Source organism: Streptomyces sp. NPDC058373 (assembly GCF_042723275.1).
Lineage (GTDB): Bacteria > Actinomycetota > Actinomycetes > Streptomycetales > Streptomycetaceae > Streptomyces.
Genome location: NZ_JBHXJE010000012.1, coordinates 37847 through 53538, shown reverse-complemented (window position 1 = coordinate 53538; position 15692 = coordinate 37847). Strand labels below are relative to the sequence as shown.

General features: G+C 74.5%; 15 protein-coding genes. 9 read left to right on the top strand and 6 right to left on the bottom strand.

Annotated features, from left to right (window positions below):
• Nucleotides 1–119: 119 nt before the first annotated feature.
• Both ACFWMZ_RS10500 and ACFWMZ_RS10495 read left to right on the top strand, forming a co-directional pair.
• Nucleotides 120–983: a VOC family protein gene (locus ACFWMZ_RS10500; protein ID WP_383183857.1), complete on the top strand. Its 864-nt coding sequence runs from the start codon at nt 120–122 to the stop codon at nt 981–983.
• Complete coding sequence (locus ACFWMZ_RS10495) at nt 983–1963, top strand: helix-turn-helix transcriptional regulator (RefSeq protein WP_383183858.1); 981 nt, start codon at nt 983–985, stop codon at nt 1961–1963. The genes ACFWMZ_RS10500 and ACFWMZ_RS10495 overlap by 1 nt, the downstream gene beginning before the upstream one ends.
• Before the next feature lie 36 nt (nt 1964–1999).
• Here ACFWMZ_RS10495 and ACFWMZ_RS10490 read toward each other — a convergent pair whose 3' ends face one another.
• A complete protein-coding gene (locus ACFWMZ_RS10490) occupies nt 2000–2944 on the bottom strand; it encodes an SDR family oxidoreductase (RefSeq protein ID WP_383183860.1) in 945 nt (314 codons plus the stop codon).
• 146 nt (nt 2945–3090) lie between these two features.
• Here ACFWMZ_RS10490 and ACFWMZ_RS10485 point away from each other — a divergent pair, with 146 nt between their 5' ends.
• A complete protein-coding gene (locus ACFWMZ_RS10485) occupies nt 3091–3609 on the top strand; it encodes a DUF4240 domain-containing protein (protein WP_383183880.1) in 519 nt (172 codons plus the stop codon).
• A 46-nt stretch (nt 3610–3655) separates the two neighbouring features.
• On the opposite strand, the gene ACFWMZ_RS10480 is transcribed toward ACFWMZ_RS10485, so the two are convergent.
• From ACFWMZ_RS10480 to ACFWMZ_RS10470, 3 genes are all read right to left on the bottom strand, one after another.
• Nucleotides 3656–4876, bottom strand: coding sequence for a PP2C family protein-serine/threonine phosphatase (locus ACFWMZ_RS10480; protein WP_383183882.1), 1221 nt, complete (start codon nt 4874–4876; stop codon nt 3656–3658).
• Between the two features lie 151 nt (nt 4877–5027).
• Entirely contained in the window at nt 5028–6362 is a 1335-nt protein-coding gene (locus ACFWMZ_RS10475; RefSeq protein WP_383200761.1) for an NAD(P)/FAD-dependent oxidoreductase, read from the bottom strand.
• Between the two features lie 185 nt (nt 6363–6547).
• Nucleotides 6548–7438 (bottom strand): TIGR01777 family oxidoreductase, encoded by an 891-nt coding sequence (locus ACFWMZ_RS10470; RefSeq protein WP_383200759.1) that lies wholly within the window; start codon nt 7436–7438, stop codon nt 6548–6550.
• 59 nt (nt 7439–7497) lie between these two features.
• Between ACFWMZ_RS10470 and ACFWMZ_RS10465 the strand changes: the two genes are divergently transcribed.
• Nucleotides 7498–7983, top strand: a complete 486-nt coding sequence (locus tag ACFWMZ_RS10465) for a GNAT family N-acetyltransferase (protein WP_383183866.1) — start codon at nt 7498–7500, stop codon at nt 7981–7983.
• 208 nt (nt 7984–8191) lie between these two features.
• On the opposite strand, the gene ACFWMZ_RS10460 is transcribed toward ACFWMZ_RS10465, so the two are convergent.
• The gene (locus tag ACFWMZ_RS10460) at nt 8192–9670 is read right to left on the bottom strand and encodes a regulator (RefSeq protein ID WP_383183868.1); all 1479 of its coding nucleotides are present in this window, start codon (nt 9668–9670) and stop codon (nt 8192–8194) included.
• A 203-nt stretch (nt 9671–9873) separates the two neighbouring features.
• Between ACFWMZ_RS10460 and lipB the strand changes: the two genes are divergently transcribed.
• From lipB to ACFWMZ_RS10440, 4 genes are all read left to right on the top strand, one after another.
• On the top strand, nt 9874–10704 hold the full coding sequence (lipB, locus tag ACFWMZ_RS10455; protein ID WP_383183884.1) for a lipoyl(octanoyl) transferase LipB: 831 nt from the start codon (nt 9874–9876) through the stop codon (nt 10702–10704).
• Between the two features lie 172 nt (nt 10705–10876).
• Complete coding sequence (locus ACFWMZ_RS10450; protein WP_383183870.1) at nt 10877–11857, top strand: lipoyl synthase; 981 nt, start codon at nt 10877–10879, stop codon at nt 11855–11857.
• A 334-nt stretch (nt 11858–12191) separates the two neighbouring features.
• A complete protein-coding gene (locus tag ACFWMZ_RS10445) occupies nt 12192–12425 on the top strand; it encodes a hypothetical protein (protein ID WP_383200755.1) in 234 nt (77 codons plus the stop codon).
• Between the two features lie 114 nt (nt 12426–12539).
• A complete protein-coding gene (locus ACFWMZ_RS10440) occupies nt 12540–13238 on the top strand; it encodes a DUF4191 domain-containing protein (RefSeq protein WP_383183874.1) in 699 nt (232 codons plus the stop codon).
• A 166-nt stretch (nt 13239–13404) separates the two neighbouring features.
• Here the strand turns inward: ACFWMZ_RS10440 and ACFWMZ_RS10435 are convergent, their stop codons facing one another.
• The gene (locus ACFWMZ_RS10435; RefSeq protein ID WP_383183876.1) at nt 13405–13872 is read right to left on the bottom strand and encodes an RDD family protein; all 468 of its coding nucleotides are present in this window, start codon (nt 13870–13872) and stop codon (nt 13405–13407) included.
• Nucleotides 13873–14151: 279 nt separating this feature from the next.
• Between ACFWMZ_RS10435 and glnA the strand changes: the two genes are divergently transcribed.
• A complete protein-coding gene (gene glnA / locus ACFWMZ_RS10430; protein WP_383183878.1) occupies nt 14152–15561 on the top strand; it encodes a type I glutamate--ammonia ligase in 1410 nt (469 codons plus the stop codon).
• Nucleotides 15562–15692: the final 131 nt, after the last annotated feature.

Here is a 15692-nt window from a genome sequence, read left to right as displayed (position 1 = left end):
CCGGACCGCACGTCGGGCACCTCGGCCGGTCCGGACGCCGCCTGATCCAGGCGCGCGACCGGCCGCACCGGCCGTCAGGCCCCGGCGGGGAAGGCCGCCCACCTGAGGGGTTCACCACCATGAAGACCTGGAACGTCCCGTCGGCCCCCTGCTGGGCCGACCTCTCCGCGGCGGACCCCCGGGCCGCCGCCCGCTTCTACGGAAGCCTCTTCGGCTGGGAGCTGGGCGAGGTACCCGGCCTCGACGGCTACCACGCCTTCCTCAGCGAGGGCCGGACCGTCGGTGGGCTGGGGCCACGCCGGGGTGGGCGCCGCTCGCCCGTCTGGCAGCCGTACTTCCTGGTCGAGGAGGCCGAGGCCGAGCCGGGCGCCGCGGCGGACGGCCCCGAGGAGACCCCGGCCGAGCGGGTCGCCCTCGCCCGCGGCCAGGTGCTGGGCGAGCCGGTCGAGGTGCCCGGTGTGTGCCGCGCGACGCTCTGCGCGGACAGCTCGGGCGCGGTCTTCGGGCTGTGGAAGCCGGACGGGCACCGGGGTTTCGACACGGTGAACGCGCCGGGTTCGGCCGCCTGGTTCGGCCTGACCACCACCGACCCGGACGGGGCGCGGGGCTTCTACGGCGAGGTCTTCGGCTGGCAGGCCCGGCGGGCCGCCCCGGGCGCGGGGTTCCCGTACACCGAGTGGAGTCTCGGTGGTCAGCCGTTCGGCGGCATGACGCCGGTCACGGAGGCGTTCCCGGCGGGGATGCGGCCGCGGTGGCTGGTCTACGTCTCGGTCCGCGACTGCGACGCGGCGGCCGCGCGCGGGGCGCGGCTCGGTGCCAACGTGCTGCTGCCGCCGACCACCATCGAGCCGGGCCGCTTCAGCGTCCTCGCCGACCCGCAGGGGGCGATGTTCGCGGTGATCGCGCTGGCCCGGGAGGACGTGGGCCCCGGCGGGGGACGCCCGGCGGCCGGCGGTGAGCGCGAGGCGGCCATGATGGGCTGATGCGTGCCGCCCGCCTGATCCGTATGGTCCTGCTGCTCCAGTCCCGCCCCCGGATGACCGCCGCCGAGCTGGCCGGGGAGCTGGAGGTGAGCGAGCGTACGGTCGCCCGGGACGCGGAGGCGCTCTCGCAGGCGGGCGTCCCGGTCTACGCGGAGCGGGGCCGTGCGGGCGGGTACGCGCTGGTCGGCGGGTACCGGACGGGGCTGACCGGGCTGGCTCCCGAGGAGGCGCAGGCGCTGTTCCTGTCGGGGGTGCCGGGGGCGCTGCGGGAGATGGGGCTCGGTGAGGCGGCGTCGGCGGCGCGGCTGAAGGTGTCGGCGGCGCTGGCCCCGCCGGTGCGGGAGGCGTCGCGGGCGGTCGGCGGGCGGTTTCATCTGGACGCGCCCGCCTGGTACACCCGGCCCGAGGCGCCCGAGCTGCTGGCGCCGCTGGCGGAGGCGGTCTGGGACGACCGGCGGGTGGCCGCGGCGTACCGGCGCTCCGACCGCGAGGTGCGCCGCGAGCTGGAGCCGTACGGCCTGGTCCTGAAGGCGGGCGTCTGGTACCTGTGCGCGCGGGCCGCCCGGAGCGGGCAGGCGCGGGTCTACCGGGTGGACCGGTTCACCGAGGTACGGGATCTGGGCACGCGGTTCGAGCGGGACACCGGTTTCGACCTGGCGGAGTTCTGGCGGGAGCGGGCGGCGGAGTTCGCCCGCTCGCTGCTGCGCACGGAGATCAGGCTGCGGCTGAGCCCGGCGGGGGCCCGGCTGCTGCCGCGGGCGACCGACCCGGAGGCGGCCCGGGAGGCGCTGGCGGCGGCCGGGTGGGAGGCGGACGGCGGCGGGGGCTGGGTGGAGGACGTGGTGCTGCCCGTGGAGTCGCTGGAGGTGGCGTACGACCAGGTGCTGGGGCTCGGCCCGGAGGCGGAGGTGGTGGCCCCGCCGGAGCTGCGGGAGCGGCTGCGGGGGGCGGCGGGGCGGATGGCGGGGCTGTACGGCTGAGCGGGGCGGGCCCGCGTGGCCGGACAGCCCCGTGGCTCAGCGGTAGCTCTCGGGGCCGGCCTCCTTGCCGCCGAAGACGACCTCCTCGAAGTAGCGCCAGCCGTCGGGCGAGGTGCCGTCGGTGTCGGTGAAGCCGTACTCCCGGGCGAGGGTGCCGCTGGTCACGGAGGAGCCGTTCCAGCGGGCGCGGTCGGGGTCGGCGGCGAGGGCGACGACGCCCCGGGCGACGTAGGCGGGCGACTCGGCGACGGCGAAGTGCGGCTCCTGGGCGAGGGCGTCGCGCCAGTTCTCCTCGCGGACCCCGAAGCCGTCGAGCATCTGCTCGGAGCGGAGGAAGCCGGGGGTGACGCAGACGGCGGTGGAGCCGTGCGGCTCCAGGTCGCGGGCGAGGCCGAGGGCGATCCGGATGGGGGCGTACTTGGCCAGGTCGAAGAAGACGTTCTCGCGGAAGCGGCGATTGGTCTCGGCGCTGCCGTCGGTGACCTCGACGTGCAGGCCGCCGGGGTGGCGGATGAGCAGCGGCAGCAGCAGGGAGGCGGTGATGAGGTGGGAGCGGACGCCTAGGTCGAGCATCCGCAGCCCCTCGTCGAGCGGGGTGTCCCACAGGGCGCGGCCGAAGGGGATGAGGTGTTCGCCGCCCCAGGTGTTGTCGACGAGGACGTCGAGCCGTCCGTGGCCCTCTTCGACGCGTGCGGCGAGGCGGCGGACCTGCTCGGGGTCGAGGTGGTCGGTGGGGACGGCGATGCCCTCGCCGCCGGCCTCGGTGACCAGGGCGGCGGTCCCCTCGATGGTCTCGGTGGCGCGGCCGACCTCGGAGACCTTGTCGCGTGTGGTGCGCCCGGTGACGTAGACGGTGGCCCCGGCGGAGCCGAGTTCCACGGCGAAGGCGCGGCCCGCGCCCCGGGTGGCTCCGGCGACGAGGGCGACGCGTCCGGCGAGGGCCGTCGGCGAGGCGGCGGGTACGGATGCGGTGGGGTTCATGGGTCCGACCCTGGCACGCAAAGGCGACACCCTCCGTCGGGTTTTCGCCCGTACGGCGGTGCGTCGCGCCCCTGTTCACCACGCCCGGGGGAACGACGCCGTCCGGACGTGCGGCGCGCGGCTCCAGGGACGATGCTGGAGCCGTGATGGACGAGACGGAGTTCTGGGAGATCATCGACACGACGCGGGAGCGCGCCGGCGGCGATCCGCAGGCCCACGCGGAGCTGCTGGTGGAACGGCTGCTCGGCGCGGACCCGGAGGCCGTCCTGGACTTCGCGCGGCACTTCGAGGCCCGCTACAACCGGTCCTACACCTGGGAGCTCTGGGGTGCGGCGTGGGTGCTGCTGGACGGCGCGAGCGACGACGCCTTCGACTACTTCCGGTGCTGGCTGATCGGGCAGGGCCGGGAGGTCTTCGAGGGCGCGCTGCACGAACCGGACGTCCTGGCGGACCTGCTGGGTCCCTTCGACGACGAGATCGACGGGGACGGCGAGGAGCTGGGGTACGCGGCCGACGAGGCGTACGAGCAGCTCACCGGCGCGCAGACGCCGGACCTGGGGATCGCCCCGGCGCCGGTCGACCCGTCGGGCACGCCGATCGACCTGGAGGACGACGACGCGCTGGCGGCCCGCTTCCCCCGGCTGTGGGACCGCTTCACGGCGTGAGGGGCGGTACGGGCTCCCGTACCCGTACCCGGCGGCCCGGTGGGTGTCAGCTCTCGCCGCGGGCCTCCTTGGCGACGCCCTCCCGGATCTCCAGCACCTCGCCGGTGACGGTGCCCGTGTCGGGCTCCTCGCCCTCGGGGTCGGGGGCGAAGACCAGCAGGGCGACGTCGTCGTCGATGGTGCGGGCGTAGCCGACGAGGTCGCGCCAGATGGCGGCGATCAGCTCCCCGGGGTCGTCGGCGGCGAGCTGGGCAGCCCGGTCGACCAGCGGGTAGAAGACGTCGGCGTCGTTGCGGGCCTCGGTGACGCCGTCGGTGACGGCGAGGACGCGGTCGCCCGGCCGGAGCGGGAGAGCGCGTTCGACGGGCGGGTCGGCTCCGGCGATACCGAGGCCGAGCGGCGGCGCGGGCTGCACCTCGATCTCGTGGGCGGTGGTGCCGCGCAGCAGGACCGGCGCGGGGTGGCCGCAGGAGACCACGCCGACCTCGCCGGAGCCGGGGCGGAACTCCAGCAGCAGCGCGGTGGCGAAGAGTTCGCCGGAGGTCGGGTCGGAGCGCTGCCCCTCGGGCGGCTCGCCGAGGACGCTGTCGGGGTCGCCCTCGGGGACCCGGGCGACGGTGAGGGCCCCGGCCGCGGCGTCGGCGGCGTCCACCACCAGCCGGCGGTCGAGCCGGGCCGCCACCCCGGAGAGCTCCTCCTCGTCGAGGACGGCCTCACGGAAGGCGCCGAGGATCGAGGTGACGGTGCCGACGGCGGCGATGCCGTGGCCCTGCACATCACCGACGAGGGCGCGGACGCCGTAGGGGCCGCGCCGTACGTCGAAGAGGTCGCCGCCGACCAGGGTGCCGCGCTGGGCCGGGCGGTACAGGCCCGCGCAGCGGACCCCGTCGACGCGGGGCGGCAGCGGGGGCAGCACGGCGAGCTGGGCGGCCTCGGCGACGGTGCGGATGGTGGTGAGCTGGGCGGCGCGGCGTTGGCGCATCCAGGAGATGGCGACGCTGAGGACCGCCACGAAGGTGACGGCGATGATGTCGCCCTGGCCGGGCCGGTCCAGGTTGATGGCGGAGATGTTGAGCAGCACCAGCACGGCGGCGGAGAAGCCGGCGGTGGCGAGCGGGCCGTAGGCGAGGGTGGCCAGCGGCGGGATGGCGCCGAGGAGGAAGCCGAGGTCGACGGGCCGGTCCACCAGCAGTTGCAGCAGCGGGATGAGGACGAGCAGCCCCACCGGCAGCCACCGCAGCCAGGAGGGCGCGGGCGCTCCGCTCAGCCACCGGGGTTCGTCTCCCCGGCGGCTCCACACGGCGGTCCTCGCCACCTCGGCACTCCCCGGCTTCGGCCTCCTGGGCCAAGCGGCCCGGCTTACAGCGTTCTACGCCCGGGGCCGGGCCGCAAACGGCGGGGCGTACCGGAGTGGCGGCTCAGGCGGCCGCATGGGTGACGTCGGCGCCGGGGGCGGGCGGCAGGAGACCGAAGTCGGTGAGGATCTCCCGGGCCGCGCGGTGGGCCGAGGTGAGGGCGCCGTGCACCGAGCTGGTGTCGCGGTGGTCGCCGCAGACGTACAGCCCGTCCAGCACCCGCACGGGCCGACGGGCGTCGTGCGGCGGGGTCATCGCCGGGACCGCCTCGGCGTCGTGGTGGGCGGCGAGCAGCTCCCAGCCGGTGGTGGAGGTGCCGTACATGCGGGCGAGCTGGGCCCGGACCTCGGCGTCGAGGCCGTCCGGGGGCGCGTCGAGCACCGTCGAGGAGATCAGCGCGCGCCCGCGCGGGGCACGCGTCGGGTCGACCTCGCTGAGCGCGGCGGACCAGGCGACGGGCCCGCTCCGGTCGGCGTCCAGCACCAGGGCGCTGCCGGTGGGCGGCGGCTCGGGCGCGGTGTGGTGGAGCACGGTCACCGAGTGGAAGCGGGGCACCCGCAGCCCGGGCAGCAGCTCGGCGGCGGCGCGGGCGCCGGTGGCCAGCAGCAGGGCGCGGCAGCCGAAGGTGCCGTGCTCCTTGGTGGTGACGGAGTCGATGGAGGCGGCGGTGACGTGCACACCGGTACGGACGGTGCCCGCGGGCAGGGCGTCGGCGAGGTACTGGGGCAGCGCGGCGGCGCCGCCCGCGGGGACGCCGAGGCGGCCGCGGGCGTAGCCGCGCAGGGCGAGGTCGGCGACGCGGCTGGAGGTGGTGAGGCCGGGGTCGCCGAGGAGGGCGGTGAGCAGGGGGCGGACGAAGCCGTCGACGGTACGGGCGGAGAGGCCGCGCAGGGCGAGCGCCTCGGCGGCGGTGCGCTCGGGCCGGGCGGCGAGGCGTTCGTCGGAGGTGGCGGCGAGGCGGGCGAGGGCGGAGCCGAGCAGCGCACCGTCGACCGCGGTGGAGACGCGCCGCCGGTCGGGGCCGCTCTGCCGGGGCACCCGCCTTTGGGCGTCGGCGCGGGCGCGCGCGGCACTGAGTGCGCCCCTCGCACTCCCGGGCTCGCCGGTGCGGGTCCGCTGCCCCTGGCTGTGGACGAGTACGCCGGGGGCGAAGCTCCGCATCGGCAGGCCGTCGAGGAGCGTGGCCGCCTCCTCGGGCCAGGTGGTGAGCAGCGGCTGCCCGAACCGGTCCAGCCGGTAGCCGTCCATCGCCTCCGTGGCCATCCTGCCGCCCACCCGTGTGGCGGCCTCCAGCACCGTGACACCGACTCCGGCGCTGGTCAGCGCATGGGCGGCGGCGAGTCCCGCGACCCCCGCGCCCACGATCACGACGTCCGCTTCCTGTCCGGGCTCACTCACGTGCCCTCCCCGAGATTGGGCGATCCGTGGGAGGCTCATGCCCCCGACGCGCCTTGGGAATACCCGAGTGCGAGGTTCGAGCGTAGAAGCGGTCCGGGGCCCCGGGCAGAGGCGCACACGGCGGGCACGGTCGTACGCCGGTCGCACACCGCGTGCCGCGGGCGCCCCCTGGTGAGACGGGAGGGTCAGCGGAGGGCGGCCCGCAGGGTGGCGTCGATGCCGGGGTGGGCGAAGGCGAATCCCGACTCCAGCAGCCGGGTGGGCACCACCCGCTGGCTGGCCAGCACGTCCCCGGCAAGTTCGCCGAGGACCACCTTGAGCGCGGCGGCGGGGACGGGGAACGGCGTGGGGCGGCGCAGCACCCGGCCCATCGCGGTGGTCACCTCGCGGTTGGTCAGCGGGCGCGGCGCGGTGAGGTTGACCGGGCCGGAGAGCTCCTCGGTGTCGATGAGGTGGCGCAGGGCGGCCACGTGGTCGTGGAGCGAGATGTAGCTCCAGTACTGCAGGCCGCTGCCGACCCGCCCGCCGAGCCCGGCCTTGAAGAGGGGGAAGAGCTTGGCCCAGGCGCCGCCCTCGGCCGACACCACGAGGCCGGTGCGGGGGAAGACGGTGCGCACCCCGGCCTCCTCGGCCGCGGCCGCCGCCTCTTCCCACTCCACGCAGAGGGTCGGCAGGAAGCCGAACCCGGGCGGGGCGGTCTCGTCGACGGCCCGGTCGCCGGTGTCGCCGTAGAAGCCGATGGCGCTGGCGTTGACGAAGACGTCGGGCGGGGCGTCCAGGGAGGCGAGGGCCTCGGCGAGGGTGGCGGTGCCGTAGACGCGGCTGTCGCGGATCTCGCGCTTGTAGGCGTCGGTCCAGCGGTGGTCGGCGATCCCGGCGCCCGCGAGGTTGACGACGGCGGAGCAGCCGACCAGGCCCGCCGTCTCGACCCGCCCCTCCTTCGGGTCCCACTGCACCTCGCCCGCGTCCCGGGCGGGGCGGCGCACCAGCCGCACCACCTCGTGACCGTCCGCCCGCAGGGAGCTGGTGAGCGCTGTTCCGATGAGGCCGGACGAGCCGGCGACCGCGATCCGCATACGCCTCATCATGACCACCGGACCCGCCCGTCACACCGACGACATGGCAGAGTGCGGCCATGCGGCCACTCATACGCCTCGCGCGTCCCGCCGACGGGGAGGCGCTCGCCGGGATCGACTTCACCACCTGGTCCCCGCTGCACGCCGTCACCGAGCGGCCCGAGGCGCCCGCGTCCCCCTTCTTCGACGGCCACCGGGACCCGAGCGACCACCTGGTCGCGCAGAGCGGCCCCGAGATCCTCGGCTACGCCGTTCTCCGGTGCCCGGTCCCGCTCCCCGCCTTCGCCCACGTCCGCCAGATCCAGGGGCTCGCCGTCCGCGAGGAGGCCCGCGGCCAGGGTGTCGCCCGCGCCCTGCTGCGGGCCTGCGCCGCCGACGCCCGCCGCCAGGGCGCCCGCCGCCTCACCCTCCGCGTCCTCGGCCACAACACCCCCGCCCGCACCCTCTACGCCTCCGAGGGCTTCCGCGTGGAAGGCGTCCTGCCGGGCGAGGTCTTCGTGGGCGGGGAGTACGTGGACGACGTGCTGATGGGGATGGGGCTCTGACCGTCCCCCGGGGCCCGTACCGAACGGACGCCGGCGCGGCGCGGGCGCGGCGTCCGCACGTCCGTGGCGAGGACGTGTGCGTGTACCTCCCTGAACCGGGCGCGATGCTCGTCCGGCGTCTCGGCGACGGCCGCGGTGAAGCGCCCGGGGCCGGCCTCGGCGGAGGCGGCCCCGGTGGGGGGAGGCGGCTCCCCCCACCTGCCCCGCCTCAGTGCAACGCCGCCACCCGGTCCCGGTACCCCCGGACCGCCGCCGCGTCCCGGTACGGCTCCAGGCGGCGTTCGAAGTCGCGGACGTACTCGACGGCGCGGGCCGAGCGCATCTCCGCGGCGTGCTGGGCCGCCTCCGCGCCCAGCGCGCAAGCCTGGTCCAGCTCGCCGAGGCCCAGCCGGGCGGAGGCGAGGACGACGCGGCAGAAGAGGCGGCTGCGGGCGTAGCCGTGCGGGCGGAGCTGGAGCGAGCGCTCCGCGTGCTGGGCGCTGTGCCGGTACTGCTGGAGATCGCGGTAGCAGTGCGCGAACTCGTCGGCGAGCTGCGCCTCGTCGAAGAACTGCGCCCAGTGCGGCACGTCGTCCCCCGGCCGCGCCGACTCCAGCGCCCGCTCGGCCCGCCCCAGCGACGCCTGGCAGGCCCGGCCCTCCCCCAGCACCCCGTGCCCGCGCGCCTCGACCGCGTGCAGCAGCGCCTGCACCACCGGCGGCGCCGTCGTCCCGACGCCCTGCTGGGCGACCCGGGCGAGCTGCACCGCCTCCCGCCCGTGGTGCAGGTAGACCGCCTGCCGGCTCATGGTGACCAGCACGTAACTCCCGTACGCCCGGTCGGCCGCCGCCTGCGAGAGCCTGAGCGCCTGCACGAAGTACCGCTGGGCCAGGCCGTGCGCCCCGATGTCGTACGAGGTCCAGCCGGCCAGCCGGGTCAGGTCGGCGGCGGCGGCGAAGAGGCGCCGGCCGGTCGCCTCGCCGTACCGGCCGCGCAGCATCGGCTCGGCCTCGTGCTCCAGGTAGCGGACGAGGGCCTGCCGGGCGTGGCCGCCGCCGTAGGCGTGGTCGAGGGAGCGGAAGAGGTCGGCGACCGAGCGGAGCGCGGCGACGTCGCCCGCCGACACGCGCTGGCCGGGGCCGCGCTCGGTCTGGTGCCGGGTGCGCGGGGCGACGGTGACCGCCCGGGCGCCGGCCTGGACGGGGCGCCCCTGCGCGGGGATGCGCACGGTGGCCGGGACGGGGGTGGGGTCGCCGCGCCCGACCCGGTCGTCGGCCCGGCCGATCAGCCAGTCGCGGCTGGGGACGACCAGCCCGGCCGGGGTGAAGGCGATCTTCCGCAGTTCGGTGTGGCTGCCGGAGTCCTTGCGCCACAGACCGCTGACGATGTCGACGGCCTCCTCCGGGGTGGCCGCGAACTCCAGCCCGGCGTAGACCGGCGCGCACGCGTCGAGGCCGAGGTCCTGGGCGGTCAGCCGCCGCCCCAGCCGCCGGGTGAAGACCTCGGCGATCAGGGCCGGGGTGGTTCCCCTGGGCTGCTGGCCGCGCAGCCACCGGGTCACCGAGGTCTTGTCGTATCTGAGGTCGAGTCCGTGTTCGAGACCGAGCTGGTCGACGCGGCGGGCCAGCCCGGCATGGGAGAACCCGGCCTCCGCGATGAGTGCGGCGAGCTGGCGGTTGGGGGTGCGCTGAGGGGGTCGTTCCGTCATCTGCGGTGCGGTCTCCTGCCTTCCGGGCCCGTGAAGCAGCCCTCATGGAACGGCGTGAATGTAACGGCCCGCGCGGCCCGCGCAGTGAGCTGCGCCACACATTCATCCGATCGTGTGAGTATCGGGCGGACGCCTGACTTCCGGCGGCGGGTCGTACAGTGGCCCAGATGCGCGGTGTGCGCGCGAACGAGGAGGTGCGAGCCGTGGGTGACGTGCAGTTCGTCCGGCTGGGATTCGGTGCGGACGCGGTCGAGTACCAGCAGGCGTGGGACGAGCAGCGCCGGGTGCACGCCGCCCGGTTCGCCGACGACATCCCGGACACCTGCCTGCTCCTGGAGCACCCGCCGGTGTACACGGCGGGGCGGCGCACCGAGGAGAGCGAGCGGCCTCTGGACGGCACGCCCGTCATCGACGTGGACCGCGGCGGCAAGATCACCTGGCACGGCCCGGGCCAGCTGATCGGCTACCCGATCCTCAAGCTGCCCCGCCCGGTCGACGTGGTCGCCCATGTCCGGCGCCTGGAGGAGGCCCTGATCCGCGCCTGCGCCGAGCTGGGCCTGGCGACCACCCGGGTCGAGGGCCGCAGCGGCGTCTGGGTCCTCGGCGCCCCGGTGGAGGAGCGCGCGGCCCTCGGCGGCCTCTCGCTCGACCTCGACCCCCGCCTCGGCGGCGACGACGAGTTCGACCCGCGCCTGGCCGGCCCCGAGTACGCCCCCTCCAACGCGGGCCAGCGCCACGAGGACCGCAAGCTCGCCGCGATCGGCATCCGCGTCGCCAAGGGCGTCACCATGCACGGCTTCTCGCTCAACGTGAACCCGGACAACACCTGGTTCGACCGGATCGTGCCGTGCGGCATCCGGGACGCGGGCGTCGCCTCGCTCGCCCAGGAGCTGGGCCGCGAGGTCACCATCGCCGAGGTGCTCCCGGTCGTCGAGCGGCACCTCGCCGAGGTGCTGGGCGAGGCCGTGCCGCTCCCCCGGCAGCCCGAGGCGGAACCTGCCGCGCCGCCCGCCTCCGAGCCCGCCACGGCCTGAACAAGGGCCTTGGCGGCCCCTTCTCCGACTGGGCCGAACGGGGGGAGCCGCCCCCATCCCGGAGGCGGACCGGGGTAGGCACCCCGCACTTCGCGGGGCGTACCCTGATGTACGCCGAAGAATCGACGTCGCACCCCGTGACGCGAGCCACGCAAACCAACAGGGAGCCGGTGTGTCCGCAGTCGCACCCGACGGACGCAAGATGCTGCGCCTGGAGGTCCGCAACAGCCAGACCCCCATCGAGCGCAAGCCCGAGTGGATCAAGACCCGCGCCAAAATGGGTCCCGAGTACAACGAGCTCCAGAAGCTGGTCAAGAGCGAGGGCCTGCACACGGTCTGCCAGGAGGCCGGCTGCCCCAACATCTACGAGTGCTGGGAGGACCGTGAGGCCACGTTCCTCATCGGCGGCGACCAGTGCACCCGGCGCTGCGACTTCTGCCAGATCGACACCGGCAAGCCGCAGGCGCTCGACCGCGACGAGCCCCGCCGCGTCGGCGAGTCCGTCGTCACGATGGACCTGAACTACGCCACCATCACCGGCGTCGCCCGCGACGACCTGGAGGACGGCGGAGCCTGGCTCTACGCCGAGACGGTCCGCCAGATCCACGCGATGACCGCCGAGCGCGAGGGCGGCCACACCAAGGTCGAGCTGCTCATCCCCGACTTCAACGCCGACCCCGAGCAGCTCGCCGAGGTCTTCTCCTCGCGCCCCGAGGTGCTGGCGCACAACGTCGAGACGGTGCCGCGCATCTTCAAGCGCATCCGCCCCGGCTTCCGCTTCGAGCGCTCGCTCGAGGTCATCACCCGCGCCCGCGAGGCAGGGCTGATCACCAAGTCCAACCTGATCCTGGGCATGGGCGAGGAGCGCGCCGAGGTCAGCGAGGCCCTCCAGCGGCTGTACGACGCGGGCTGCGAGCTCATCACCATCACGCAGTACCTGCGCCCCTCCGTGCGCCACCACCCGGTGGAGCGCTGGGTGAAGCCGCACGAGTTCGTGGAGCTGAAGGAGGAGGCCGAGGAGATGGGCTACTCCGGCGTCATGTCGGGCCCGCTGGTCCGCTCCTCGTACCGCGCCGGGCGCCTCTTCCAGCAGGCGATGGACCGCCGCTCCGGCGCCACCGCCGAGACCGCTCCGGCGGCCCGCGCGCTCTGACCGCGCCTCGGCGGGCACGGCCCGGCGGCCGGGCCCGGGGCTGTGAATCCCCGCACACCCGGCCCCGGCCCACGTACCTGTCATCCGGCGGCCTCCGTACGATCCCGCAGTTCGCGGGCGTGCGGGGGCCGCTTCGGCCGTCCCGGGGTGCGGGGCCGGCGCGGCGAGGGTTTCATGGGTGTTTGACCCGCAGGTCACGCCCTGGTAACACCAGTCGGTGACGCTGTACGTACGCCGTGCTCCAGGTCCGGGGCGGACCTCCCCTCGACCGACGGGCACGGGCGCCGCGTTCCCGTCACCGCGCCACTTCGCCGCTCTCCGAGGGGATCTTCAGATGCAGGCCGCGCCCGTCACCCGGCTCCGGACCACCACCACCCGTCCTGCCGCGTGGCCCTCGGTCACCGGCGCGCTGCGCGCCGTCGAGTCGGTGCTGATGCGCTCCGGCCAGCGCACCGCCCGCCGCAACGCGTGGACCTCGGTCCTGGAGGACCGCCGCCGCGCCCAGGACCGGGTGGAGGCCCAGGCGGTCCTGGAGGCGGCCGCCGCCCCCGGTTCGCAGACCTCCTGAAACCGGACGCACTGAACCGTTCCGGCACCCGCGGGCGCCCCCGGGAGGGACGGGCGGCGGCTGATACCCCGCCCGCACGACGCCGACGCATCAGGGACACGTAAACTTCGTTACATGGCGAGCAAGGACAACGCAGCGAGTTCTGCGAACCCGGGGCGGATCAAGCAGATCGCCCAGACGTACAAGATGGCAAAGCGTGTCGATCCGAAGATCGGCCTGGTCATCGCCGCTGTGGGGATCGTCACCTTCGGTGTCTTCCTTGCGATCGGTTTCCTCGTCGGCCACCCGGTCTACCTCGGCATCCTCGGCTTCGTGCTCGCCTTCCTCGCGATGGCGATCATCTTCGGCCGCCGTGCCGAGAAGGCCGCGTTCAGCCAGATGGAAGGCCAGCCCGGAGCGGCGGCGGCGGTCCTCGACAACATCGGGCGCGGCTGGACCACGACTCCGGCGGTGGCGGTCAACCGCAGCCAGGACGTCGTGCACCGCGCCGTCGGCAAGGCGGGCATCGTCCTCGTCGCCGAGGGCAACCCGAACCGGGTGAAGGGCCTGCTGGCGGCGGAGAAGAAGAAGATGGCCCGCATCGTCGTGGACGTGCCCGTGCACGACATCGTGGTGGGCACCGGCGAGGGCCAGACCCCGCTGAAGAAGGTCCGCACCACGATGCTCAAGTTCCCGCGCGTCCTCACCGGCCCCCAGGTCACCGCGACCAACGACCGGCTCCGCGCCCTCGGCGACCTGATGAGCAACATGCCGGTCCCGAAGGGGCCCATGCCGAAGGGCGCCCGGATGCCGCGCGGCCCGAAGATGCGCTGACCGCGCCCCGACCCGTACGCGAGAGGGCGGTACCGGAACCTCAGGGTTCCGGTACCGCCCTCTCGCCTGTTCGGCGGCCTGGTGAGCAACACGCCTGCGCCCCTGTGGGGCCCGTGCCGCAGGGCGCCCCCGGCGCCCGACGGTCCCCGTCATACGCCGCGATCGCTCAGATCCGGATCTGCACCGCGCGCCCCAGCCGGTCGTGGAGGCCGCGCGAGTCGCGGTCCCAGACCAGGGCGGGTACGGCGAGGCAGAGGAGCACGCTGCGGGCCACCGCCCAGCCGAAGCCCAGGCGGCCGCCCCTCTCCGAGATCACCCGCAGGCGCAGCAGAAGCTTGCCCGGGGTGCAGCCGACGGTGCCGACGGTGAGGATGTTCATCACCAGCAGGACGCCGAGGGCCCAGTTCCCCGTGGACTGGGCGTCACCACCGGAGAGCAGGCCGTATGCGATGAGCATGCAGAGAGCCCAGTCGATGGCGAGGGCCCCGAACCGGCGCCCCACCGGGGCCACCGAACCGGGTCCGTGCTCGGGAAGACCGAGCCGCTCCCCGCGGTGGCCGAAGTCGGCGCCCATCTCCTCCGCGGCCGCGCGCGGGCCGGAGAGCCACGATCCGATTGCTTGCCTGTTGTCCACGGAAACACGGTACTGCGGCGGGGTACCCGGCCTGCCGCCGGGATCGGTACGAGACGGCATGAGGCCGGTCACTCGGGGCGGCGACCGGGTGAGCACGGAGCCGATGAGGCCCAGGTCACACGGCTCGCGCGGGTCCGTCCGATTAACGTCGGCGAAACAAGTGGGTCATGCTTGAGAAATCCCCTGTCCCTAGGGTCAGGTCCACCGTGTGCCACCGCACTGGCCGCACGACCGAGCTACCACCCCGCCCCTCCCCGGGTCGGGAGTAGGAGGAGTTGGATGTTCCAGAACGCCGACGACGCGAAGAAGTTCATCGCCGACGAGGACGTCAAGTTCGTTGACGTCCGCTTCTGCGACCTCCCGGGTGTGATGCAGCACTTCACGATCCCGGCGAAGGCGTTCGACGCGGAGGAGGAGCTGGCCTTCGACGGATCGTCGATCCGCGGCTTCCAGGCCATCCACGAGTCCGACATGGCACTCCGCCCGGACCTGTCGACCGCGCGCGTGGACCCCTTCCGCCGCGACAAGACACTGAACATCAACTTCTTCATCCACGACCCGATCACCGGCGAGCAGTACAGCCGGGACCCGCGCAACATCGCGAAGAAGGCCGAGGCGTACCTCGCCTCCACCGGCATCGCCGACACCGCGTACTTCGGCCCCGAGGCCGAGTTCTACGTCTTCGACTCGGTGCGCTTCGAGACCTCCGCGAACCAGGGCTTCTACCACATCGACTCCGAGGCCGGCGCCTGGAACACCGGCTCCGAGACCGAGAACCGCGGCTACAAGGTCCGCTACAAGGGCGGTTACTTCCCGGCCCCGCCGGTCGACCACTTCGCCGACCTGCGCGCCGAGATCTCCCTGGAGCTGGAGCAGGCCGGCCTCGAGGTCGAGCGCCAGCACCACGAGGTGGGCACCGCCGGCCAGGCCGAGATCAACTACAAGTTCAACACGCTGCTCGCCGCCGCCGACGACCTGATGCTCTTCAAGTACATCGTGAAGAACGTCGCCTGGCGCAACGGCAAGACCGCGACCTTCATGCCCAAGCCGATCTTCGGCGACAACGGCTCGGGCATGCACGTCCACCAGTCCCTGTGGACCGGCGGCACCCCCCTCTTCTACGACGAGCAGGGCTACGCCGGCCTCTCGGACACCGCCCGCTACTACATCGGCGGCATCCTCAAGCACGCCCCGTCGCTGCTCGCCTTCACCAACCCGACGGTGAACTCCTACCACCGCCTGGTCCCCGGCTTCGAAGCCCCGGTCAACCTGGTGTACTCGCAGCGGAACCGTTCCGCCGCGATGCGCATCCCGATCACCGGCTCCAACCCGAAGGCCAAGCGCGTCGAGTTCCGCGCCCCGGACCCGTCCTCCAACCCGTACCTGGCCTTCTCGGCCCTCCTCCTCGCGGGCCTGGACGGCGTCAAGAACAAGATCGAGCCCGCCGAGCCGATCGACAAGGACCTCTACGAGCTGGCCCCCGAGGAGCACGCGGGCGTCCCCCAGGTCCCGACCTCCCTCCCGGCCGTCCTCGACGCCCTCGAGGCCGACAACGAGTACCTCCAGGCCGGCGGCGTCTTCACCCCCGACCTGATCGAGACCTGGATCGACTACAAGCGCACCCAGGAGATCGCCCCCATCCAGCTGCGCCCGCACCCGCACGAGTTCGAGCTGTACTTCGACCTCTAGGGAGACCGCGGATCGGGGCAGCGCTTCCCCGGTCCGGACCGGCTGTGAGCCCGGGGGGGGGGGGGGGCAGGGGGGGGCGCGCGACCCCCCCCCCCCGCCGGAGGTCGGGGCGGGGGGGGGGGGGGCGGCCC